Consider the following 21,919-nt stretch of genomic DNA (forward strand, 5'->3'; position numbering starts at 1 on the left):
GGTTCCCGGGCTTTTCCGCCCCGCCGGTACCGACCGGCCGCCCGCGTCAGATCTGGGGCACGACCGCGACCGGGCACGGCGCGTGGTGCAGCACCGCGTGACTGGTCAGGCCTAGTTGCAGACCCCAGTGGCCCTTTCGTCTGCGCGCGCCGACGACCAGCAGGTCCGCGTCGGCCGCCGCCTCCAGCAGGGCCTGGCGCGCCGGTCCCCGGATCACCCTCCGGCCCACCGTCGCGTCCCGGTACCGCTCCAGCGGGTCGCGCAGCGCGTCGTCGAGTACCCGCGCCGGTGGACGCCGGTGGGACTCGAGGGCGTACCAGGACGGGGCCTGGGGCGTGGTGAGGGCACCGGCCGAGGGGCCCCAGGCGTGCACCGCCACCAGCCGGCAGCTCCGCACCCGGGCCTCGCGCAGCGCGAACTCCACCGCCGTGCCGCTGCCCTCCCCCTCCTCGACGCCGACGACGACCGTCCCGAACCTCCCGTGCCGGTGTTCCGCCGCACCGCGCACCACGACCACCGGGCAGTCGGCTCGCGCCGCCACGGCCAGACCGACCGAACCGAGGAGCATGCCGGGCAGGCCCCCGAGCCCTCTCGACCCGAGGACCAGCGCCAGGGCGTTGCGTCCCTCGCCGGCCAGGCCGACGGCCGCGTCCTCGTGCAGCACCCGGCTCGACAGCGACACGGTGGGAGCGGTCGTCCGGGCTCGCCCGGCGGCGGCATCGATGACGTCGGCCGCCTCGCCGTCGGCTGCCGCCGCGTGCAGGAGACGGAGCGGCACGTCGTGCCGCATCGCCTCTTCCGCGGCCCAGTCCACTGCCTCCAGGCTCGCCTCGGACCCGTCGACCCCGACCACCAGGGGAATGGTCACCGCCCGTGTCTCCTCTCCCGCCGGGTTCCACGTCGTTCCCGCTGCCGCGCCTCGGCGGGCCTGCACGGTCCCTCCCAGCTTCGTACGGAACGGGGGCCGCCGCCATGCCACCGGCCGGCCCTCCCGCGCGCCGTCCGCCGTACCGACGCCTAGCCGGGCGGCCCGGCTCCCGCCCACGTTTGAGATGCCGTCCACGGCCCACTCTGGTCGCACAGGGCGTCCGGCGCGGGGTGGGCGATGAGCGGCTTGGTCGTCGTACGGCAGGAACGCTGGAGGTGTTGGCCATGCACGCCGACGGACGCGGGCCGATCGTGATCGGTGTCGATCCCGATCCGGACAAGCGGGCGGCTCTCGCCTGGGCCGCGGACGAGGCGGACCGGCGCCGCCTTCCCCTGACGCTCGTGTGCGCGCAGGGCACACCGCTGCCCGGATTCCGGCTGGAGGGCACCCCGCCCTCGTGGGTGAAGTGGCGCGACGACCTGCACGCCGCCGGCAACGACGTACTCGAGCGCGCCGCCGCGTTCGTCGGCACGCGTTGCCCGGACGTGGACACCTCGCTGGTCCTGGCCGAGGGCCATCCCGCCTGGGTGCTGGCCGAGCACTCCCGGCACGCCACCCAGGTGGTGGTCGGCTCCTGGCATCTCGGTGCCGCACGTGAGCTGTTCGGCTCGGCTGCGGTCGCGCTGCCGCTGACCGCCCACGCCGCCTGCCCCGTCGTCGTCGTACGGGAGGCGGAGCACACCACCCGGCAGCCGCCGTACTTCGTCGTCGGCGTCGACGGCAGCCCCCACTCCGCCGCCGCCGTCGACCTCGCCTTCGAGGAGGCCTCCCTGCGCGGCGCGTCCCTGCGCGCGCTCCACATCCGGCACACCCCCCTGCTCGGTGTCCTGGACGAGGACGCGGCGCTCGAGGAGTGCCGCCGCCTGCTGTCCGAGACGGTGGCCGGACGCACCGCGGCGCGTCCCGAGGTGGAGCTCCACCACGAGGTCGTGAGGGGCCACCCGGTGCAGGAACTGACCAAGGCCTCAGCCCACGCGCTCGGCCTGGTGGTCGGCACGCGCGGACACGGCGGCTTCCGCGGCATGCTGCTGGGATCCGTCAGCCAGGGCGTCCTGCACCACGCACAGTGCCCCCTCATCACCGTCCCCCACCCACGAGAGCCCTAGCCGCGCGGGGAGCGTCGTCATGGAACAGCCTGTGGTGGTGGGGGTGGACGGGTCTCCGTCGAGTCTGGAGGCGGTCGGGGCGGCGGCCCGCGAGGCCGCGCTCCGGGGCGTGGGCCTGCGGCTGGTGCACGCCTTCGGACAGCAGTCCCCGCACGTGCCGCCCGCCGGGCCGCCGTGGAACCCGGCCTCGGCGGGAGTGCGCGAACTGGTCGACGGCACCCTGGCCGAGGCCGAGCGGCGGGCCCGGCACACGGGCCCGGACGTGGACATCGCCCGGGATGTCGTCGTGGGTGATCCGTCGACGGTGCTGGTATTCGCCTCGAGGACGGCCTCGCTCGTGGTGGTCGGCAGCCACGGCCACAGCGCCGTCGGCGGACTGCTGCTCGGTTCGACCGCCGGGCAGCTCGCCGCGCACGGCCTCTGCCCGGTGCTGGTCCTGCGGGGACGGGCCGCGCCCGGCGGCGCGGTGCTGCTGGCGGCCGACGACGCGCCCGCCAGCGCCCCGGCCGTCCGGTTCGCCTTCGCCGAGGCCCGTCTCCACGGCGCTGCCCTCACGGCCGTGCACGTGTGCCGGCCCGGAAGCGCGGACGCCTACGACGGTCCGGCGGATCCGCCCTTCGTCACGTATGACCGGAGCCACTTGCGTGAGCACGCGGAACGCGTGCTCGAGGGGGCGCTGGCCGGACAGGAGCAGCGGTATCCGGACGTCGCCGTGGAGCGCCGGCCGGTCGTCGGCCGCGTGCGCCGCACTCTCGTCGGGGCGAGCGCGGACGCGCGGCTCCTCGTCGTCGGCGCGCGGGGCAGGGGCGGCTTCGCGGGCCTGCTGCTGGGGTCGGTGAGTCAGGGCGTCCTGCACCACGCGCGGTGTCCCGTCGCGGTGGTCCGGGACGGCCGGGCATAGCGGTCGCGCCGGCGGGAGACGGTCCGCGAGTCGCCGCCGCACCCCCGGCGACCGATAATGGGCGTTATGGCGAAAAATGCCTCACACGCGTACGGTCCGCCGACCGTAACGGTCAAGGGACGGGACGTCAGGCTGCGCACGATCGGCGTCGTGCTGCTCGCGGCCCTGGCCATCTGGTTCATCGCCGCCAACACCGACTCGGTCACCATCAGGCTGTGGGTCCCGACCGTCACGCTCCCCCTGTGGAGCGTCCTCACGGTCACGCTCCTCGTGGGCACGGCCATCGGCCTGCTCATCGCCCACCGGCGCGCCCGCCGGTAGCGCACCGCCGGGCCCCGCCCGCCTCACGCGGGCCGGGACACCTCGGGTACCACCGCCACCGGGCACTCGGCGTGGTGGAGCAGGGTGTGGCTCGCCCGGCCGAGCTGGAGGCCGGCGTGACCGCGGTGCCGCCGTGCGCCGACGACGACGAGGTCGGCGGCGGCGGACCGCAGCACGAGGACCTTCGAGGCCGGGCCCTCGACCGTCGCACGGCGGACCCGGACGCCCGGGTGGGCCGCGATCGGCTCGCGGAGCGCCGCGTCGAGCAGGGCGGAGGCCCGCTCCTTGTGCCGACGCTCCGGTTCTCCGGCCGGCGCCGGGTGGTCGAGGGTCTCGTACGCCGGGCAGCGCCAGGCACGTACGACGTCCAGCGCGCATCCGCGGGCCTCGGCCTCGCGGAACGCGAAGCGCGCCGCCTCACCGCTCGTGCCGGGGTCCCCCGCGCCGAGCAGGATCCGTTCGTGGGTACCGGCCAGACCGGCCGGGTCGCCCCGCACCACGATCACAGGGCAGCGCGCCCGCGCCGCCACGGCGAGCCCGACCGAGCCCAGGAGCAGTCCCTTCACCGTGCCGCGGCCCCGCGATCCCACTACCAGGAACGCCGCGCTGTCGCCTGCGCGCAGCAGGGCACGGGCGGCGTCCTCGGGGAGGACCGCGGTGGAGACCTCGATCCGCGGGTCGCGCCGGCGAGCACGCCCGGCGGCCGTGGCGACGACGTGCTCGGCCGTCGCACGCGCGGAGGGTGGTCCGCCGGGCGGGGGCACGGCGCCGTCGTAGGCCGCCCAGAGGGACGCGTGCACGAGGCGCAGCGGCAGATGGTGCCGGGCCGCCTCGTCCACGGCCCAGTCGACCGCCAGGAGACCGGGGCCCGATCCGTCGACGCCCACGACCAGGGGCAACGGGGCCATGGCGCCCACCGCCTTCCTCACTCCTCGCACTGCCCGCCATTCTCCGCCGGAACAGGCCGTCCGGCCCTCCCCGGCCGGGCCGTCCGGCCCTACGGCCGGCGGTCGCGCCGCGGTGTCATGGAAGGGAGCCGAGGGCCACAGCAGACACGGAGAAGCGGAGCGAAACCGCGCACCGTGCAATGAGGGCCCGCAAGAAGCGGGCGGCCCTCGGCTCCACCCGCGCCGCCACCGCCCGCCCACGGCCCCGGGCCGACGTGCGGCCGGCGCGACGCTCCGCGACCCTGGACATCAGGGGAGTGCCGCGAGGAGCACCTTATGGACTGGGAAACGATCCACAAGGACATCGAACCGGTCGTCCCACCCCGTCTCCCCGACTACGGACGGGCCCGCTCGACGTTCAGCTGGGCCGAGGCGCGCCGCGCGCTGGCGGGCCTGCCCGGCGGCGGGCTGAACATCGCGTACGAGGCGGTCGACCGGCACGCGGCCTCGGACCGTGCGGACAAGGCCGCACTGCGGTGTATCGCCCGGGACGACTCCGTCACCGAGGTCACGTACGCCGGACTCGCCAGGCGCACGGCCCGCTTCGCGAACGTGCTGCGGGCACTCGGCGTCGGCCGCGGCGAGCGGGTGTTCACGCTCCTCGGCCGCTGCCCCGAGCTCTACACCACGGTGCTCGGCACGCTGAAGAACGCCGACGTGCTGTGTCCGCTGTTCTCCGCGTTCGGCCCCGATCCGGTGGAGCAGCGGCTGCGTCTCGGGGACGCCCGGGTTCTGGTGACCACGGCGACCCTCTACCGGAAGAAGGTGGCCGACCGCCGGGACGCGCTGCCCGCACTGGAACACGTCCTGATCGTCGGGCCCGGCGCCGGGGACCTGCCCGGCACCGCCTCCTTCGACGAGCTGACGGCCGCCGCCGCGGACACCTTCACGATCCCGCCGACCTCTCCCGGCGACATGGCCCTGCTGCACTTCACCAGCGGCACCACCGGCGCTCCCAAGGGCGCCGTGCATGTCCACGAGGCGGTGGTCGCCCACTACGTCACGGCCGCGTACGCGCTGGACCTGCACCCCGAGGACGTGTACTGGTGCACCGCGGACCCCGGCTGGGTCACCGGCATGTCGTACGGCGTCATCGCCCCGCTGGTGCACGGTGTGACGGTGATCGTCGACGAGGGCGACTACGACGCCCGCCGCTGGTACCGGATCCTCGGCGAGCAGCGGGTCACCGTCTGGTACACGGCGCCCACCGCGCTGCGCATGCTCATGCGCGCGACCCCGCGTCAGGGGCCCTACGACCTGCCGCGCTCCTACGACCTGTCGGCCCTGCGCCTCATCGCCTCCGTCGGGGAGCCCCTCAATCCGGAGGCCGTTCTGTGGGGGCTGGACGTGCTGGGTCTGCCCGTGCACGACAACTGGTGGCAGACGGAGACCGGCTGCATCATGATCGCGAATTACGCGGCCTGCGACATCCGGCCCGGCTCGATGGGCCGGCCGCTGCCCGGCGTCGAGGCGACGGTGCTGAGGACCGGTGAGGACGGCCGGGCGCTGGTCGCGGGCGGCCGGGTCACGGAGGTGGAGAGCCCCGGCGAGGAGGGGGAGCTGGCGCTGCGTCCCGGCTGGCCGTCGATGTTCCGCGCCTATCTGCACGACGAGGAGCGCTACGACGCCGCCTTCGCCGACGGCTGGTATCTGACCGGCGACCTGGTGCGGCGGGACGCGGACGGCTGGTACTGGTTCGTGGGGCGCGCCGACGACGTGATCAAGTCGGCGGGTCATCTGATCGGCCCGTTCGAGGTGGAGAGCGCGCTGATGGAGCACCCGGCCGTCGCGGAGGCCGGAGTGATCGGACGGCCGGACCCCGTGGCCGGAAACATCGTCAAGGCCTTCGTGTCGCTGCGCCCCGGCGTCGAACCGTCCCCCGGTCTGCAACGCGAGCTGCTCGCCTTCGCCCGTCGGCGGCTGGGACCGGCCGTCACGCCGAGGGAGATCGCGTTCGACCAGAACCTGCCCAGGACCCGCAGCGGCAAGGTGATGCGCCGGCTGCTGCGGGCGCGTGAACTCGGCCTGCCCACCGGCGACCTGTCGACCTTGGAGGGAACCGCATGAGCGCGTCCCGGCCCACCACCCGTCCGCGCAAGGAGCCGTCGGCGGCGAAGCCCGGACGGAAGGCCGCCACCACGAGGGCCGGCGCCGGTCCGCCTCCGGCCGGCCGGCCGGAGGCCGGGCACCGGACGGACCTGCTGGAGGCGATGCTGCGCATCCGGCGCTTCGAGGAGCGGTGCGTCGAGCTGTACAGCGCCGCCAGGATCCGGGGCTTCGTCCACCTCTACATCGGCGAGGAGGCTGTCGCCGTCGGCGTCAGCAGTGCCCTGGAACCCGAGGACGCGGTCGTCTCCACCTACCGCGAGCACGGTCACGCGCTGGCCCGCGGCCTCACGCCGGAGGCCGTCATGGCCGAGATGCACGGCAAGGCGACCGGCTGCAGCGGCGGACGGGGCGGGTCCATGCACCTGTTCGACGCGAGCCGCCGGTTCTACGGCGGCAGCGCGATCGTCGCCGGGGGGCTTCCCCTGGCCGCCGGTCTCGCCCTCGCCGACCGGATGCGCGGCCTGCCCGGCGTCACCTGCTGCTTCTTCGGCGACGGGGCCTTCGCCGAAGGCGAGTTCCACGAGACTGCGAACCTCGCCGCCCTGTGGAACCTCCCCCTGCTGCTGGTCTGCGAGAACAACCTGTACGCCATGGGCACCGCGCTCGCCCGGGAGCACGCGCAGACCGACCTGGCGATGCGCGCCGCCTCCTACGGCATGCCCGCCTGGGCCGTGGACGGCATGGACGTCGAAGCCGTGGAGCAGGCCGCCCGGCGGGCCGTCGGGGGCATCAGGGCGGGTGCCGGTCCGCACTTCCTTGAGCTGCGCACCTACCGCTTCCGCGCCCACTCGATGTACGACCCGGACCGCTATCGCGACAAGGCGGAGATAGCGCAGTGGAAGTCGCAGGACCCGATCGCCCGGCTCACGGAACGCCTGCGCGGCGACGGCGAACTGGACGACGAGGAGCTGGCCCGGACGGAGCAGCGGCTCGCCGACGAGATCGACCACGCCGTGACGGCGGCCGAGCGGGCTCCCGAGGAGCCGGTCGAGGACCTGCTCCGCCACGTCACCAGCGCACCGTCCGGCGAGGTGAGCCGGCCGTGAGCACCGCCACGCGAGGGACGGGGACGACGTACCGGGAGGCGATGCGCGAGGCCCTGCGGGAGGCCCTGCGCTCCGACGAACGGGTCTTCCTCATGGGCGAGGACGTGGGCAGGTACGGCGGTTGTTTCGGCGTCAGTCTCGGGTTGCTCGAGGAGTTCGGTCCGGACCGCGTTCGGGACACCCCGCTCTCGGAGTCCGCGTTCGTGGGCGCCGGCATCGGCGCGGCACTGGCCGGGATGCGGCCCGTCGTCGAGATCATGACCGTCAACTTCAGCCTGCTGGCCCTCGACCAGATCCTCAACAACGCCGCCACGCTGCTGCACATGTCGGGCGGTCAGCTGCCCGTGCCCCTGGTGATCCGCATGACGACGGGCGCGGGACGGCAGCTCGCCGCGCAGCACTCGCACAGTCTGGAGAGCTTCTACGCGCACATCCCCGGCATCCGCGTGCTCGCCCCGGCGACGCTCGAGGACGCACGCCATGTGCTCGCCCCGGCGCTGGCCGACCCCGACCCGGTGGTGATCTTCGAACACGGCAGCCTGTACAACGCCGCCGGTGAACTCGGCCCGGCGGCCGGGCCCGTGGGGCTGGACCGCGCGGCGATCCGCAGGCCCGGCACCGACATCTCCCTGATCACCTACGGGGGTTCGCTGCCCAAGGCGCTCGCGGCGGCGGACGAGCTGGCCGCCGACGGCATCGACGCGGAGGTGGTCGACCTGCGTACGCTGCGTCCCCTGGACGGCACGACCCTCGCCGTGTCCGTGGGCCGTACCCACCGCGCGGTGGTCGTCGACGAGGCGTGGCGCACGGGGAGCATCGCCGCCGAGGTGTCCGCCCGGATCGCCGAGGAGTCGTTCTACGAGCTGGACGCCCCCGTCGAACGGGTCTGCAGTGCCGAGGTGCCCATTCCGTATGCCCGGCAGCTCGAGGAGGCGGCCCTGCCGCAGACCGCCGACATCGTCGCCGCCGCGCACCGGGCGGTGGACTGATCATGGCCGAGTTCACCATGCCGTCACTCGGCGCCGACATGGACGAGGGCACACTCGTGGAATGGCTGGTGGGGCCCGGCGACCCCGTCCGCAGGGGCGATCCGGTCGCGGTCGTCGAAACCGCCAAATCCACGATCGAGGTGGAGTGCTTCGAGAGCGGAGCGATGGGGCGGCAGCTCGTCGAGCCGGGCACGACCGTACCCGTGGGCACGCCGCTCGCGCTGATCGACTCCGCGGCGGGACCGCGCGAGGAGGAAGCCGGCGGGCCCCGGGAGGAACCACGGGTCCCGCCCGCTCCCGAGCGGGCGGCACCCGCCACGGCCGCCGGGGCCGCCCCGGCCCGCACGCCGGTGGCGTCCGGGGCCCCCGAGCACGGACCCGTCGAGGCGGGACCGTTGATCCGGCGCCTCGCGGAGCAGAGCGGCGTCGATCCCGGGTCCGTGCACGGGAGCGGACCGGCGGGGCGTGTCACCCGGGCCGACATCGAGCGGGCGGCGGCGACCGCGTCCAGGCCGGCGCGCGTACGGGCCACCCCTCGCGCCCGCCGGCTCGCCGCCGAGCTGGGCATCGGCCTGTCCGAGGTGACCGGCACCGGCAGGGACGCGGCCGTGCGCGCCAGGGACGTGAGCGGGGCGGCGTCCCGGCAGGCCGCCGCTCACCCGCCACAGCGCCGGACCCCCGCCGCGGTTCCGGCTTCCCACCCTCCGGGGGAGCAGGCACCGGGCATGCGTCAGGCGATCGCACGTCTCATGGCCCGCGCCAACCGGGACATCCCGCACTACTACCTGTCCACCACCGTCGACCTGGCGGCCGCGACGGACTGGCTGCACGACCACAACCGGCGCGCTCCCCTGCCCGAACGGCTGCTCCCGGCGGCCCTGCTGCTCAGGGCGGCCGCCGTCGCGGCGCGCGAGGTGCCCGAGCTCAACGGCTTCTGGGCCGACGACGGGTTCACCCCGGGCGAGGGCGTCCATCTCGGCGTGGCGGTCTCCCTGCGCGGCGGGGGGCTCGTCGCCCCCGTTCTGCACCGGGCCGACACGCTCGGCCCGCCCGCGCTGATGAGTGCGCTCAAGGACCTGGTCACCCGCGCCCGCACGGGCAGGCTGCGGGGTTCCGAGGTGTCCGGCGCCACCCTCACGGTCACCAACCTGGGCGACCAGGGCGTGGAGACCGTGTTCGGCGTCGTCCATCCGCCGCAGGTGGCTCTGGTCGGCTTCGGACGGGTCGTCGACCGGCCGTGGGCCGTCGGCGGACTGCTCGGCGTGCGGCCCGTCGTCACCGTCACCCTGTCGGCGGACCACCGGGCGACGGACGGCGCCGTCGGGGCCCGCTACCTCTCCGCCGTGGACCGTCTGCTGCAGAAACCGGAGAAGCTGTGAACCGAGCCGACGCACTGAACGCGGTCAAGGAGTCGATCACCCAGGTCGTGCCGGATGCCGACCTGGCCGCGCTGGGCCCCGAGGACACCTTCCGGGACACGCTCGAGATGGACTCCCTGGACTTCCTCTCCTACCTCGAGATCCTCGGCGAGCGCACCGGCGTGCGGATCGACGACGCGGACGCGCCGGAGCTCACCACGCTGTCCGGCAGCGCCGACTTCCTCGTCGCCCACGTGACGTGAACGGTGGGGCCGTCCCCCCGGCGCCACCGGGGGCCGGCTACGGGGGCGGTTCCGGCAGCTCGCGGTGGAGCACGACCTTGAGTGCACCGGTCTCCGGTCCGCGTGCGAAGACCGCGTAGGCGTCCTCCATGTGCTCGAGGGCGAACCGGTGGGTGACGAGCGGGAAGACCGTGAGACGTCCGTAGGCCAGCAGGTCGAGCAGCCAGGGCGTCGAGGAGGTGTCGACCTGACCGGTGCTGATCGTCAGGTTCTTCCGCCACAGGTCCTCGAGGTGCAGGGTGGCCGGTTTGCCGTGCATGCCGACGTTGGCGATGCGTCCGCCCGCGCGCACCACGCGTGTGGCCAGGAGGAAGCTCTCCGGATCGCCCGCGGCCTCGATGACGACGTCGGCGCCCGCTCCCTCGGACATGTCGGCGACCATCGCTCCGGGCAGTTCGGCGGAGTCGGCGCCCATCCGGGCGGCGGCCGCCAGCCGGGACGGCGACAGGTCCACCGCGACGATCCGGCGGGGCGAGTAGAGACGGGAGATCACGACGGCGGCCAGCCCCACGGGACCCGCGCCCACCACGACGACGGTGTCCCCCGGCCCCACGTGACCGTTGCGCACCCCGACCTCGTACGCCGTGGGCAGGAGCTCGGCCAGCAGGACCGCGTCGTCGAGGGAGAGGTACGGGGGCCGCCGGTGCGTGGAGTGGTCGGCGAAGGGAACACGGACGAACTCGGCCTGCGTGCCGTTGATCATGTTGCCCAGAAGCCATCCGCCGCCGCCGCGGCACTGCCCGTACAGGGCGTCGCGGCACAACGGGCAGTGTCCGCAGGCCGACACGGACGACACGATCACCTGGTGTCCGGGACGCCGGGTGTTCACTCCGCGGCCGACTTCCACCACCTCGCCGACGGCCTCGTGGCCGAGGACCGTCCCCGGCTTCACGTCGGGGAGGTCGCCCCGCCGGATGTGCAGGTCGCTTCCGCAGACGGTGGTCGCGTCGACGCGCACGATCGCGTCGGTGTCGTCCTCGATCACGGGGTCGGGGACGGTGTCCCATGAGGTCTGTGCAGGCCCGTGGTAGACGAGTCCTCGCATGGTGACTCCCTCGGTCGCCGTCTCACCTCCACCGTCGCCCCCGGGGGCCTCGCGGGCAACACGGCGGAGTGCCACTGCCGCGCCTCCCGGATCAGTCCGGCTCCATGTAGGGACGGCGGAAGACCGGGACCTGGCCGGTGCCCCAGGGGCGCAGGACCGCCAGCGCCTGCGCCACCGCGGATTCCAGGGGGCCGCCGGTGTCCACCGCGTGGGCCTCGGGCCACGGCGGCTCCTCGGCCGCCATGGCGGTGGCGACGGCGAGGCCGGCATCCGACGCCGACGCTCCGGGGGTGCGTGAGGTGAGGCGGGCCGCCGAGACGTCGCCGGGGACCTGGCAGTGCAGGGCCACCAGGTCGGCGCCGGCGCGTTCGGCCGTGCGCAGGGCCCCTTCGCGCTGTCGGGCGCCGGACCAGGTGGCGTCCAGGACGACGGATTCGCCCGACGCGAGCAGGGTGGACGCGCGGTCCAGCAGGGCGGCATAGGTCCTGGCGGTCCACTCCGGTGTGTACAGGCCCTCGCGGTAGCCGGCCGCCGCGGGCTGTTCCGCGGGGATGCCGGCCAGTTCCTTGCGGAGGCGGTCGCTGCTGAGCAGGGTGACGCCCAGACGGTCGGCCAGGGCACCGGCTAGCGTCGACTTCCCGCTGCCGGGCAGCCCGCCCACCAGCGTCAGACCGACGGCCGAGGTGCGCAGGTGCCGCAGTGCCGCCGCGACCAGCCGCCGGGACGCCCCCTGCGCGCCCGCCGCTCCCTGACGTGACTGGATCAGGGAGACCTTGGCGCGGACGAACGCCCGGTAGGCCACGTAGTGGTGCCAGAGGGAAGGGGGCGCGGGGTCGCCCGAGTACTCGCTGTAGCGGGCGAGGAAGGAGGCCGCGGATTCCGGGACGCCGAGCTGCTCCAGGTCCATGGCGAGGAAGGCGGCGTCGTCGAGGCCGTCGACGAAGCGGAGGCGGTCGTCGAACTCCAGGCAGTCCAGGATGCGGGGGCCGTCGTCGAGGCAGAAGACGTCCTCGGCGAGCAGATCGCCGTGGCCGTCGACGATCCGTCCCTCCCGGACCCGCGCGTCGAACAGACGTTCCCGACCGGTGAGATAGCGGCGTACCAGCCGCTCGGCCTCGTCGACGCCGTCGGGCAGGGGGACCTCGTCGGACAGCGCGCGGACCTGGGCGAAGCTCGCTTCCCACCGGGAGGAGAGCGCGTCGCGGGTGCCTTGCGCGTCCACCTCCGGGCCGCGGCGCGCGTCGGCGTGGCGGGCGGCGAGCTGCCGGGCCACCGCCCGCAGGACGTCGTCGACGCCGGCTCCCTCCCGGACCAGCCGGGACAGGCGTCGGTCCGCCGGCATGCGGCGCATCACGACGAGGGGTTCGGCCGTGTCCGTGTGCGGCAGGTGGATCTCCCCCAGGCCCAGGTAGACGTCCTCGGCGAAACGGCGGTTGAGGGCCACCTCCTGGGCGCAGGCGGCCCGGCGGGCCGCCACCGTGGTGTAGTCCAGGAAGCGCAGGTCGACCGGTTTCTTGATCTTGTAGGCGTGATCGCCGAAGAGGAGCACGATCGCGGTGTGCGTCTCGTGCAGCTCCGCGCGCGCAAACGCCGCGCTGTCGGGGCCGGGGCCCGGACGGAGTACGGACGCGTCGGTCCGGTGCGCGGCCGGCGTCGCTTCCCCCGGGTCCCGCGGCTCAGTCATGGGGGACGACGGCGACGGGGCAGCGGGCGTGGTGGAGGGCGGCCTGGGCGACGGGGCCCAGACGCGGTGCCGGAAGGCGGTGCCTGCGCCGGCCGACGACCAGCACCCCGGCACTGTCGGCGGCCCGCAGAACCGCCCTGGCGGGGCTTTCCAGTCCGATGGTGTCGGCCACCTCGACCCCGGGGTGCTTCACGCGCCAGGGGTGAAGGACCTGGTCCAGCTGCTTCCTGGCGTCCTGCGCGATGCCGTCGGCGACGTCGTGGTCGACCCCCCAGGGGACGTAGGCGTGCACGGGCAGGCCATGTCCGTGGACGGCCCGCACCGGCACGTTCCGCGCCGCGGCGGCGGCGAAGGCGAAGTCGAGCAGGTCGTCGCAGGGGCCGTGCAGCTTCAGCGCGACCACGACGTCGTTCGCCCGCTCGGGTACGGCAGGCGGCGCCTGGGCACGGGTTCCGGCACGGACCAGGACCACCGGCCGCTCCGAGCGCGCCGCGACGGACATGCCGATGTCGCCGAGGAAGTAGCTCTCGACGAGCTCCAGTCCTCGCGAACCGAGCACGGTCATGGCGGACTCCGACGCCGCGTGCAGCAGCGCGTCCTGGGCCTCGTCGGCGACCAGGCCGACGACGACGGTCAGACCGGGATGGCGCTTTCGGAGTTCCGCCTCGGCGTTGTGCACCAGCCGCCTCGCCCAGTAGTTCTGGTCGACCTCGGAGGTCACCCGGGTGGGTTCCGGCGCGAGCATGGGCCACGCGTGCAGCAGGCGCAGGGTGAACCCGCGGTACTCGGCCTCGTCCGCGGCCCAGCGGGCGGCCGCGAGACTCTCCGGTGAGCCGTCGAGGCCGACGGTGATCACTGGTTCCATGGCGTCCGCCTCCGTCTCGTAAGAAACTGGACAGGGCGTCGGCAGACCGCGCGGTGCCGCCGCTCATTCGAGAGTTACCGCAAACCCCTCCGCGGCGCACCCGGACCCGGCGCGGGCCTCGGAGGGGGCGAGTCCCGGAACCGAGGCCCGGTGGACCACCGCCGGGGACCTTCGGCCCCGTGACCGGAGCCCGGCCGCCGTTCGACGGTGGTAGGCGAAGCGACCGGCGCACCGTGCTGGAGGCCCGGCGATGAGTACCCGAAGTTCACCGTACGCGTCCGGTCCGCGGCCGCCCCGCGGGGACGAGGAGCCACGGGTCCGGAACCCCCTGATCCGTACGTCGGACCGGGTCGAGTCCTGGGTGCGTCGCGCGCTGATGGTCGTCCTCGTCGTCGGACTGCCGTCGGCGGGACTCCTCGCGGGCAGGGCGGCGCATGAGTCGTCGTCGCACACGGTGCGGGTGCAGTCGGCCGAGCGGCAGCAGGTCGGTGCCCGGGTGCTGTCGGTCGCCGAGGGCGTCGGCCGGACGGTGAAGGAGCAGGCGCGGGTCCGCTGGACCGACGGCGGCGGAGCGGTCCGGACGGCGACCGCCCTCCTGGCACCGGACACGGCCGAGGGCGCCACGGTGCGCATCTGGGTGGACCGGGACGGCACCGTCACCCGCGCGCCCCTGACGGAGCGCCAGGCCGTGACCAACGGCTGGTTCGCCGGAGGCATCACTGTGATCAGCGGGGCGGCCGGGGTCTTCATGGCGCGGGCCGGAACGCGTCTCGTGCTGGACCGGAGGCGGTACGCGCGGTGGGACGCCGAGTGGGACCTGGTCGAACCCCTGTGGACCGACCGGTTCCGCCGGTGACGCCCGCGAGCGGAACGGAATGGAGGAGGTGGCGCCGATGTCCGAGGCGACGACCACCGATCTGTACGAAGTGACGATGGCGATGTCCTACCTGCGGGAGGGGATGACCGGTCCGGCGACCTTCAGCCTGTTCGTCCGCGATCTGCCGCCGGAACGGGGCTTCCTCGTCGCGGCGGGGCTGGAGTCGGCCCTGGAGTACCTGTCCGACCTGCGTGTCGGCCCGGAGGACGTCGCCGCCTTCGCCGCCGCTCTCCACCGCCCGCCGCGGGATCTGGAGCCCCTGCTCGGACTGCGGTTCACCGGCAGCGTGCGGGCGGTCCCGGAGGGACGGATCGTCCTGGCGGGTGAGCCGCTGCTGGAGGTGACGGCTCCGCTCCCGGAGGCGCAGCTGGTGGAGACGTACGTGCTCAACCGGCTCAGCCATCAGACGGCGGTCGCCTCCAAGGCCGCGCGATGCGTGATCGCCGCGGCCGGGCACCCGGTCGTGGACTTCTCCCTGCGACGGACCCACGGTCCGCAGGCCGGCTTCCAGGCCGCCCGGCTCGGCGCGATGACCGGTTTCGCGGGGACCAGCAACGTCGCCGCGGCCACGGCCCTGGGCATCCCCGCCGTCGGCACGATGGCCCATTCGTACGTGGAGGCCTTCGAGGACGAGGAGGAGGCGTTCCGCGCCTTCGCCCGGACCCACCCCGGCCCGGTGACCTTCCTGGTGGACACCTACGACACCGAGGGCGGCGTGCGCGTCGCGGCCCGGGTGCTGCGCGACCTGGACCGCGGACCGGGCTGCGCCGTACGCCTGGACAGCGGCGACCTGGGAGCCCTGGCCGTGCGGGCCAGGGCCGTCCTCGACGAGGCGGGCCCGCCCGGCGTACGGATCACCGTCAGCGGCGGTCTCGACGAGTACGGAGTGGACGGCCTGGTCCGCTCCGGAGCCCCGATCGACGTCTACGCGGTCGGCACACGCGTCGGGGTGTCGGCCGACGCGCCATATCTGGACTCGGCCTACAAACTGGTGGAGTACGACGGTCGGCCGGTCATGAAGCTGTCGGCGGCGAAAGTGACGGCGCCCGGACGGAAGCAGGTGTTCCGTCGGCCCGGCGGTGCCGACGTGATCGGTCTCGCCGACGAGCGGCCGCCGCACGACGGCGCGCCTCTGCTGGAGACGGTGATGCGGCACGGACAGCGCACCGGTGACCCGCCCTCCCTCAACGAGTGCCGGAAGAGGTTCGCCGCGGACCTGGCCGCGCTGCCGCCGTCCGCCCGCCGGATCGCGTCCCCGGTGCCTCCCCGTCCGACGCCCTCCGAGCGGCTGGGCGCGCTCACCGACCGGGTCCGGCGCCGTATCGCGGAGCGTACGAGCGCACCGGCCGCACGGCACGGGGCGCGCGAACGGACGGCGTCCGGGCAGTGGAAGTCCGTCCCGAGCTGAGGAGGAGCGCAGATGTCGCACACCCTGGAGTGGAAGACCCGCCTCTACCTCTTCGAGGAGGAGGGAACGACGAAGGCCCGCGCGGTGGTCGACACCGGAACCACGGTGCTCACCGGGCGAGGCACCGCACGCCGGAATCCGGCCGACCCCGAGGTGCCGGAGATCGGCGACGAACTGGCCGCGGGCAGGGCCCTGCAGGACGTGGGCCGGCAACTGATGGACATCGCCGAGCGCGACGTCAGGGGCACGGGCGCGACGCGACCGGATCCCCGTCCGGCCGTCGGGTGGTCCACCTGACCCCGGCCGGGAACTCGGGGCGGCGGACACCCGTCAGGGGCCCGTGCTCTCCGGGCGGCGGATCCGTCCTCGCGGCCGGATGCGCTGTGGATCAGAGAACCGAGGAGGAATGACCGATGACGCTTCCAGCGCACCGCGGCAGGGGCCCGGTCTCCGGATGGGACCCCTTCCGGGAGCTCCAGGACCTGCGCACCCGCATGGACCAGCTCATGCACTCCACCTTCCCCTTCTCCGGAAAGGGCTATCCCGGGGCCGGGGCCGGGGCCGAGGCATGGGCGCCCCTGGCCGACGTCGAGGACACCGAGGACGCCTACCTGATGGAGCTGGAGCTCCCCGGAGTCGACAAGGACCAGGTCACCGTGGAGGTCGGGGACGGCGAGCTCGACATCCACGGCGAGATCAAGGAGAAGGAACGCACCGGCGTGCTCCGCAGGCAGGCCCGGCACGTCGGGCAGTTCGACTACCGCACGAGTCTGCCTCCCAACGCCGACACCGAGCACATCACCGCGGAGTTGACCAACGGGGTCCTCACGGTGCGCGTCCCCAAGACCCACAAGGCCGAGGCGCACCGCATCGAAATCACCGGCTGAGAGAGGCGGGGCCCGGCCGGCGCGCCCGCGACGGCCGGGCACGCCCGGTCAGGGGGGCAGTTGCACACATGGGTACCTCGAGGAAAGGGCGGCGACCATGCGAGCTCACCTGGGCGATCAGATCGTCATCGAGAGTCCGGCGACCGGCGGCACGAGGCGCGACGGCGAGATCGTCGGCCTGCACCACGAGGACGGAACGCCCCCTTACGACGTCCGCTGGTCGGACACGGACGGCGTCACGCTCGTCTTCCCCGGCCCCGACGCCCACATCGAGCACCTCGGACACGAGGCCGACGCCGGTGCCGGCGCGCCGCCGCCCGCCGGCCCGCCCAACCCCGGCGACATCGGACGGCGGATCGCCACCGAGCGCGAACGGCAGGGCCTGACCCGCGAGGAGACGGCCCGCCGCGCGCGGATGGCGCCGGCCTATCTCGCCTACCTCGAGGAACGCCCGGGCGACCCCAGTCTGGCCACCCTCATCAGGCTGGCCGCGGCGCTGAACACCAGCGTCCAGGAACTGCGCGGCGGGGGCGCCGACCTGCCGCCCGGCCAGGGCATGGCGCTGCTGCGCCCACAGCTCCACGACCTCACGCCTCAGGAGTGCCGGACCCTGCTCTCCACCCACGGGGTCGGACGCATCGCGGTCACGACGCCCGAAGGCCCCACGGTGGTACCGGTCAACTACGACGTCGTCGACGACGCCATCGCCTACCGGACCGCTCCCGGCTCCGTCCCCGCGGCCGCCGTGGGCCTGGAGACCGCCTTCGAGGTCGATCACTTCGACGAGGCCGGAAGCCAGGGCTGGAGCGTCCTCGCCGTCGGCCCGGCGCAGGCGGTCACCGACCCCGACGACGTACGGCGCCTGACCGAACAGGCGCACAGCACGCCGTGGGCGGGGGGCGGGCGCGAGATGTGGGTGTCGATCCGCCCCGCACGGCTGACGGGACGCCGCATCACGTCCGTCGGCCAGTGAGCGGTGCCGGGACGTCCACCCCGGCCGGTGGGTGTCCGCCTACTGGAAGGCCGCGTGGATCTCCTGTTCGGTCGCGGCGTGGGAGACGACGAGGAGTTCGTCGCCGGGACGGAGCCGCATCCCGGGCGCGGGGACGGTGGGCCGGCCGTCGCGGACGACGGTGGCGATGACGGTGCCCTCCGGGAGCGCGATCTCGGCGAGGGTGCGGCCCACGGCGCGGGACCGCGCCGAGATCGCGGTCTCGATGACGTCGACACCCGCTTTGCTCAGCCGCAGCAGCGCGACGGTGTCGGTGGCGCCGGTCGCCTCCTCGATCAGGGAGATCAGGGGCGTGGCGGCGGGGACCGCGGTGTCCACTCCCCAGTTCCGGTCGAACAGCCAGGCGTTCTCCGCGTCGTTGACGCGGGCCGCGACGCGCGGCACCGCGAACCGGCGCTTGGCGAGAAGACTGATGACGAGGTTGTCCTCGTCGCTGCCGGTGGTGACGATGACGAGGTCGGCGGTGAGGACACCGGCGCGTTCCAGGACGGCGGGTTCGCAGGCGTCCCCGGCCAGGAGGCGCACGGACAGCCGGCCCTCCAGTTCGGTGACGCGGCCGTCGTCGATGTCGACCAGGGTGACGTCGTTGCGGGCGGCGGCGAGCACCTGCGCGATCTGCGCGCCCAGGCGCCCGGCACCGGCGATGAGAACCTTCACGTCCCCAGCTCCTTGTCCAGGAAGCCGCGCAGCCGGCCGAGCGAGGTGGCGGCGACGGCGAAGGTGACCAGGTCTCCGGGTTCGGCCGGGGTGTGGTGCGCGGGGATGTGCGAGCGGCCCGCCCGGGTCACCTCGATGACGCGGATCTCGCCGTCGACCTCGAGTTCGGTCAGCCGCCGCCCGGTGAGATAGCCGGGCAACTGCGAGCGGATCAGCAGAGTCTCGCCGTTGCCGAAGGCGATGTCGGGGGTGAGGTGGCGGTGCAGCAGCATCCGGTGGATCTGGTGCACCGTCCAGCGGACGCTGGCGACGGTGGGGATGCCGAGTTCGCGGCAGATACCGGCGCTGCGGGAGGCGTAGACGTGGGCGAGGACGATCGGCACCCGGTACGTCTCCTTGGCCGTCCGCGCGCTGACGATGTTGCCGTTGTCGTCCGGGGTGACGGCGACGAACGCGTCCGCGTGCTCGATCCCGGCGGCCTCCAGGACCGTACGGCTGTATCCGCTGCCTTCGTGGAACCGGCCAGGGAACCCCGCGGGGAGCAGTCTGCGCGCCCTGGCCGAGCGGTCCACGATCCGTACGTCGTGGCCTTCGGTGGCGAGCTGGGCGGCGAGCTGCGACCCGGCCCGTCCGCAGCCGACGATGATCACTCTCATCGTGTCTCTCCCTTCGCGGCCGTGGGTCCGCGGCGCCGCAGCCACAGCTTCCTGAGCTCCTCCGCCACCAGCACCAGCGCGCCGAGCCCGGCGAGGAGCGCCCAGTCACCCGGGTCCAGCGGGGCGGTGTTGAACAGCGCCTGCAGCGGGGGCAGATAACTGATGCAAGCCATGAGGACGATGCCGAAGCAGCCGGCGGCAGGCAGCCAGGGGTTGGACAGCAGACCGACGCGCAGCAGGCTCTGCCGGTCGGTGCGTACCGCGAGGGCGACGAAGAACTGGCTCAGGACGATCCCGGCGTGCACCAGCGTGACCGCCTCCTGGTAGACGAGGTCGTCCTCGCCGATGTCGGCCCACGGGATGCCGGAGGCGTGGATGTGCCAGAAGAACACGGCGGTCACGCCGAGGGCCTGGATCCCGCCCAGGAACAGGATGCGTCCCATGACCGCGGTGGAGAAGAGGCGTTCGCTCCGGGAGCGCGGCGGGCGGTCCATGACGTCGGGTTCCGGGGGCTCGGCGCCGAGCGCCAGCGCGGGCAGGACGTCCGTGCCCAGGTCGATGGCGAGGATCTGCACGGCGCTGATCGGCACCAGCGGGAACCCGGCGAAGGTCGCGGCCACGATCGGGACGAGCTCGCCGATGTTGCTGCTGAAGACGTAGACGAGGAACTTGCGGATGTTCTGGTAGACCGACCGGCCGAGCCGCACCGCGGCGGCGATGGACGCGAACGAGTCGTCCAGCAGCACCATCACGGCCGCTTCCCGGGCGACGTCGGTACCGGAGGCGCCCATCGCCACGCCGATGTCGGCGTGCTTGAGTGCCGGGGCGTCGTTGGCGCCGTCGCCGGTGACGGCGACCACCTCGCCGCCCCGGTGCAGGGCGCCGACGACCCGCATCTTGTCCTCGGGGCTGACGCGGCACAGCAGCAGTTCTCCGGGCCGCCCGAGCAGCGCGTCCAGGCCGTCGTCGTCCAGCGCCTCGAATTCCACTCCGGTCAGCACGGTGGGCGCGGCGCCGGTGACGATGCCGACCCTCCGGGCGACGGCCTCGGCGGTCAGCGGGTGGTCCCCGGTGACCATCACGATCCGGATGCCGGCCCGCCGGCAGGCGGCCACCGCGTCGCTGACCTCGGGCCGCGGCGGGTCCTGCATCCCGACGAGCCCCAGGAGCGTCAGCTCCGACTCGGCCGTCGCACGGCCCAGCCGGGGATCGGACACCGGTCGCCAGGCCACGGCCAGTACGCGCAGCCCCTGGGAGGCCAGCCGGTCGTTCGCCGCGAGGACCTCGGCCCGCAGCGCGTCGGTCAGCGGACGGCGCTCCCCCGCCCGGTCGGCGGCCACGCAGCGGTCGAGGAGTTCCTGCGGCGCGCCCTTGGCGTACACGCGGAAACCACCCGCGTCGCTGTCCTGGTGCACGGTGCTCATGAGCTTGCGACCGGAGTCGAACGGGTGCTCCGCGACGCGCGGGGCCGCGGCCTCCTCGGCGGCCGGGTCCAGCCCCGCCTTCCGTGCGGCGACGAGCAGCGCCCCCTCGGTGGTGTCGCCGAGCACCCGCCACCCCCACTGCTCCGACGGCGGGACCAGGCGGGCGTTGCTGCACTGGGCCGCCACCCGCAGAAGCTCCCGCACCGGCCCGGGATCGGCGACCTCGCCGTCGGGGGCGTAGCCCACGCCGGTGACGGCGTGCTCCGTCCCGTCCGCCCAGATGCGTACGACGGTCATCTCGGCCCGGGTGAGGGTTCCCGTCTTGTCCGTGCACACGACCGTGGTGGACCCCAGCGCCTCAACCGCCAGCAACTGCTTGACCAGGGCGTGCCGCCGCGCCATGCGCCGGACGCCGATCGCCAGGGACACCGACAGGGTGGCGGGCAGGCCCTCGGGGACGAGCGCGACCATGACTCCGAGGGCGAAGACGAAACTCTCGACGAACGGCTGCCCGGTCGGCAGACGTACGAGGAACAACAGCGCGCCGATCGCGAGGGCCGTCCCCGCGACCCTGCGTGCCATGAGGGCGACCTGGCGCTGGAGCGGGGTCCGCGGCCGGGGTGCCGCGGCCGTCAGCCGGAAGATCCTGCCGAACTCGGTGGCCGTACCGGTGGCGAACACCACCGCCTTCGCGGAACCGGCCACCACGTCGGTGCCCATGAACACGCAGTTGCGGGCCTGGAGGGCCGGTCCCGCGGCCACGGGGTGGGCCGTACGGCCGACCGCGTCGCTCTCCCCGGTCAGCGCCGCGTTGTTCGCCGAGACCTCGTGCGCCTCGACCAGACGGCAGTCCGCGGGCACCGCGTCCCCGGCCTCCAGGACGACCACGTCCCCGGGCACCACCTCCCGCGAGGGGACCTCGCGTCTCTCCCCGTCGCGCAGCACCCGGCAGGTGTGTCTGACCATCGCCTGCAGCGACTCGGCCGTCCGCTCGGCGGAGTACTCCTGGGCGAAGCCGATGGCGGCGTTCAGCACCACCACGCACAGGATGGCAACGGCGAGTTGCAGCGTGCCGGCGTCACGGGGATCCTGGAGCCCGTAGGCCAGGAGTGTGATCGCCGACGCGACGAGCAGGACGACCGCGAACAGGTCGGTGAACTGTGCGGCCAGCCGGTGCCACAGCCGTCCGCGGACGGCCGGCGGAAGTTCGTTGGGGCCCCAGCGGGCCCGCAGCGCCGTCGCGTCGGCGGTGCTCAGTCCGCGCGGCGAGGTGCCGAGCGCCGCGAAGACCTGCTCGGCCGGCAGGGTCCGGACGTCGTCCCCGCGCGGGGTGGCCGGGCCTGCGCTCCCCTCCGCGGCCGTCCGCCCGGGACCTCCGGCACCCGTCACGGAGCGCC

The 21,919-nt window shown here is 74.1% G+C and carries 21 protein-coding genes; 13 read left to right on the forward strand and 8 right to left on the reverse strand.

Going from position 1 to position 21,919, the window contains the following annotated elements:
* Positions 1-46: 46 nt before the first annotated feature.
* Positions 47-868, reverse strand: coding sequence for a universal stress protein (locus F1615_RS13760; RefSeq protein ID WP_149549222.1), 822 nt, complete (start codon positions 866-868; stop codon positions 47-49).
* A 284-nt stretch (positions 869-1,152) separates the two neighbouring features.
* Here F1615_RS13760 and F1615_RS13765 point away from each other — a divergent pair, with 284 nt between their 5' ends.
* The 3 genes from F1615_RS13765 (at position 1,153) to F1615_RS13775 (ending at position 3,256) form a co-directional block, all read left to right on the forward strand.
* A complete protein-coding gene (locus tag F1615_RS13765) occupies positions 1,153-2,034 on the forward strand; it encodes a universal stress protein (RefSeq protein ID WP_149549223.1) in 882 nt (293 codons plus the stop codon).
* Between the two features lie 19 nt (positions 2,035-2,053).
* Complete coding sequence (locus tag F1615_RS13770) at positions 2,054-2,935, forward strand: universal stress protein (RefSeq protein ID WP_149549224.1); 882 nt, start codon at positions 2,054-2,056, stop codon at positions 2,933-2,935.
* Positions 2,936-3,001: 66 nt separating this feature from the next.
* The gene (locus tag F1615_RS13775; RefSeq protein WP_149549225.1) at positions 3,002-3,256 is read left to right on the forward strand and encodes a LapA family protein; all 255 of its coding nucleotides are present in this window, start codon (positions 3,002-3,004) and stop codon (positions 3,254-3,256) included.
* Between the two features lie 23 nt (positions 3,257-3,279).
* On the opposite strand, the gene F1615_RS13780 is transcribed toward F1615_RS13775, so the two are convergent.
* Positions 3,280-4,164, reverse strand: a complete 885-nt coding sequence (locus tag F1615_RS13780; RefSeq protein WP_149549226.1) for a universal stress protein — start codon at positions 4,162-4,164, stop codon at positions 3,280-3,282.
* A gap of 315 nt (positions 4,165-4,479) precedes the next feature.
* Here F1615_RS13780 and acsA point away from each other — a divergent pair, with 315 nt between their 5' ends.
* From acsA to F1615_RS13805, 5 genes are read left to right on the forward strand one after another with little or no spacing between them, the layout of a single operon-like run.
* On the forward strand, positions 4,480-6,270 hold the full coding sequence (gene acsA / locus F1615_RS13785) for an acetate--CoA ligase (protein ID WP_149549227.1): 1,791 nt from the start codon (positions 4,480-4,482) through the stop codon (positions 6,268-6,270).
* Complete coding sequence (gene pdhA / locus F1615_RS13790; protein ID WP_149549228.1) at positions 6,267-7,358, forward strand: pyruvate dehydrogenase (acetyl-transferring) E1 component subunit alpha; 1,092 nt, start codon at positions 6,267-6,269, stop codon at positions 7,356-7,358. The genes acsA and pdhA overlap by 4 nt, the downstream gene beginning before the upstream one ends.
* Positions 7,355-8,347 carry an alpha-ketoacid dehydrogenase subunit beta gene (locus F1615_RS13795; RefSeq protein ID WP_149549229.1) on the forward strand — a complete coding sequence of 331 codons (993 nt, stop codon included), beginning with the start codon at positions 7,355-7,357 and terminating at the stop codon, positions 8,345-8,347. Before pdhA ends, F1615_RS13795 begins: the two co-directional genes overlap by 4 nt.
* Before the next feature lie 2 nt (positions 8,348-8,349).
* Positions 8,350-9,726, forward strand: a complete 1,377-nt coding sequence (locus F1615_RS13800) for a dihydrolipoamide acetyltransferase family protein (RefSeq protein ID WP_149549230.1) — start codon at positions 8,350-8,352, stop codon at positions 9,724-9,726.
* A complete protein-coding gene (locus F1615_RS13805; RefSeq protein WP_149549231.1) occupies positions 9,723-9,968 on the forward strand; it encodes an acyl carrier protein in 246 nt (81 codons plus the stop codon). The genes F1615_RS13800 and F1615_RS13805 overlap by 4 nt, the downstream gene beginning before the upstream one ends.
* Positions 9,969-10,005: 37 nt before the next feature.
* Here the strand turns inward: F1615_RS13805 and F1615_RS13810 are convergent, their stop codons facing one another.
* The 3 genes from F1615_RS13810 to F1615_RS13820 all read right to left on the reverse strand — a co-directional run bounded on the left by F1615_RS13810 (position 10,006) and on the right by F1615_RS13820 (position 13,601).
* The gene (locus F1615_RS13810) at positions 10,006-11,052 is read right to left on the reverse strand and encodes an alcohol dehydrogenase catalytic domain-containing protein (protein WP_149549232.1); all 1,047 of its coding nucleotides are present in this window, start codon (positions 11,050-11,052) and stop codon (positions 10,006-10,008) included.
* Between the two features lie 91 nt (positions 11,053-11,143).
* Positions 11,144-12,625, reverse strand: coding sequence for an AAA family ATPase (locus F1615_RS13815; protein ID WP_149549281.1), 1,482 nt, complete (start codon positions 12,623-12,625; stop codon positions 11,144-11,146).
* Between the two features lie 103 nt (positions 12,626-12,728).
* A complete protein-coding gene (locus F1615_RS13820) occupies positions 12,729-13,601 on the reverse strand; it encodes a universal stress protein (RefSeq protein WP_149549233.1) in 873 nt (290 codons plus the stop codon).
* A gap of 250 nt (positions 13,602-13,851) precedes the next feature.
* On the opposite strand from F1615_RS13820, the gene F1615_RS13825 reads away from it, so the two are divergent.
* The 5 genes from F1615_RS13825 to F1615_RS13845 all read left to right on the forward strand — a co-directional run bounded on the left by F1615_RS13825 (position 13,852) and on the right by F1615_RS13845 (position 17,746).
* Positions 13,852-14,457 carry an Rv1733c family protein gene (locus F1615_RS13825; protein ID WP_149549234.1) on the forward strand — a complete coding sequence of 202 codons (606 nt, stop codon included), beginning with the start codon at positions 13,852-13,854 and terminating at the stop codon, positions 14,455-14,457.
* A gap of 37 nt (positions 14,458-14,494) precedes the next feature.
* Positions 14,495-15,886, forward strand: coding sequence for a nicotinate phosphoribosyltransferase (locus tag F1615_RS13830; RefSeq protein ID WP_149549235.1), 1,392 nt, complete (start codon positions 14,495-14,497; stop codon positions 15,884-15,886).
* 12 nt (positions 15,887-15,898) lie between these two features.
* Complete coding sequence (locus F1615_RS13835) at positions 15,899-16,183, forward strand: DUF1876 domain-containing protein (protein WP_149549236.1); 285 nt, start codon at positions 15,899-15,901, stop codon at positions 16,181-16,183.
* Between the two features lie 116 nt (positions 16,184-16,299).
* On the forward strand, positions 16,300-16,773 hold the full coding sequence (locus F1615_RS13840; protein ID WP_149549237.1) for an Hsp20/alpha crystallin family protein: 474 nt from the start codon (positions 16,300-16,302) through the stop codon (positions 16,771-16,773).
* A gap of 97 nt (positions 16,774-16,870) precedes the next feature.
* Positions 16,871-17,746: a pyridoxamine 5'-phosphate oxidase family protein gene (locus tag F1615_RS13845; protein ID WP_149549238.1), complete on the forward strand. Its 876-nt coding sequence runs from the start codon at positions 16,871-16,873 to the stop codon at positions 17,744-17,746.
* A 39-nt stretch (positions 17,747-17,785) separates the two neighbouring features.
* Here the strand turns inward: F1615_RS13845 and F1615_RS13850 are convergent, their stop codons facing one another.
* The 3 genes from F1615_RS13850 to F1615_RS13860 are packed head-to-tail and all read right to left on the reverse strand — an operon-like array spanning position 17,786 to position 21,911.
* Positions 17,786-18,442, reverse strand: coding sequence for a potassium channel family protein (locus F1615_RS13850; protein ID WP_149549239.1), 657 nt, complete (start codon positions 18,440-18,442; stop codon positions 17,786-17,788).
* Positions 18,439-19,098, reverse strand: a complete 660-nt coding sequence (locus F1615_RS13855) for a potassium channel family protein (protein WP_149549240.1) — start codon at positions 19,096-19,098, stop codon at positions 18,439-18,441. Before F1615_RS13855 ends, F1615_RS13850 begins: the two co-directional genes overlap by 4 nt.
* Positions 19,095-21,911, reverse strand: a complete 2,817-nt coding sequence (locus F1615_RS13860; protein WP_280118892.1) for a cation-translocating P-type ATPase — start codon at positions 21,909-21,911, stop codon at positions 19,095-19,097. Before F1615_RS13860 ends, F1615_RS13855 begins: the two co-directional genes overlap by 4 nt.
* Positions 21,912-21,919: the final 8 nt, after the last annotated feature.

The sequence above is a fragment of the Streptomyces marokkonensis genome, assembly GCF_008312835.1.
Lineage (GTDB): Bacteria > Actinomycetota > Actinomycetes > Streptomycetales > Streptomycetaceae > Streptomyces > Streptomyces marokkonensis_A.

Excerpts from the sequence above, each read along its gene's own strand:
- F1615_RS13840 (WP_149549237.1), top strand. The coding sequence starts at position 16,300 with ATGACGCTTCCAGCGCACCGCGGCAGGGGCCCGGTCTCCGGATGGGAC.
- pdhA (WP_149549228.1), top strand. The coding sequence starts at position 6,267 with ATGAGCGCGTCCCGGCCCACCACCCGTCCGCGCAAGGAGCCGTCGGCG.
- F1615_RS13780 (WP_149549226.1), bottom strand. The coding sequence starts at position 4,164 with ATGGCCCCGTTGCCCCTGGTCGTGGGCGTCGACGGATCGGGCCCCGGT.
- F1615_RS13770 (WP_149549224.1), top strand. The coding sequence starts at position 2,054 with ATGGAACAGCCTGTGGTGGTGGGGGTGGACGGGTCTCCGTCGAGTCTG.
- F1615_RS13800 (WP_149549230.1), top strand. The coding sequence starts at position 8,350 with ATGGCCGAGTTCACCATGCCGTCACTCGGCGCCGACATGGACGAGGGC.
- F1615_RS13820 (WP_149549233.1), bottom strand. The coding sequence starts at position 13,601 with ATGGAACCAGTGATCACCGTCGGCCTCGACGGCTCACCGGAGAGTCTC.
- F1615_RS13765 (WP_149549223.1), top strand. The coding sequence starts at position 1,153 with ATGCACGCCGACGGACGCGGGCCGATCGTGATCGGTGTCGATCCCGAT.
- F1615_RS13830 (WP_149549235.1), top strand. The coding sequence starts at position 14,495 with ATGTCCGAGGCGACGACCACCGATCTGTACGAAGTGACGATGGCGATG.
- acsA (WP_149549227.1), top strand. The coding sequence starts at position 4,480 with ATGGACTGGGAAACGATCCACAAGGACATCGAACCGGTCGTCCCACCC.
- F1615_RS13775 (WP_149549225.1), top strand. The coding sequence starts at position 3,002 with ATGGCGAAAAATGCCTCACACGCGTACGGTCCGCCGACCGTAACGGTC.
- F1615_RS13855 (WP_149549240.1), bottom strand. The coding sequence starts at position 19,098 with ATGAGAGTGATCATCGTCGGCTGCGGACGGGCCGGGTCGCAGCTCGCC.
- F1615_RS13810 (WP_149549232.1), bottom strand. The coding sequence starts at position 11,052 with ATGCGAGGACTCGTCTACCACGGGCCTGCACAGACCTCATGGGACACC.
- F1615_RS13835 (WP_149549236.1), top strand. The coding sequence starts at position 15,899 with ATGTCGCACACCCTGGAGTGGAAGACCCGCCTCTACCTCTTCGAGGAG.
- F1615_RS13845 (WP_149549238.1), top strand. The coding sequence starts at position 16,871 with ATGCGAGCTCACCTGGGCGATCAGATCGTCATCGAGAGTCCGGCGACC.
- F1615_RS13825 (WP_149549234.1), top strand. The coding sequence starts at position 13,852 with ATGAGTACCCGAAGTTCACCGTACGCGTCCGGTCCGCGGCCGCCCCGC.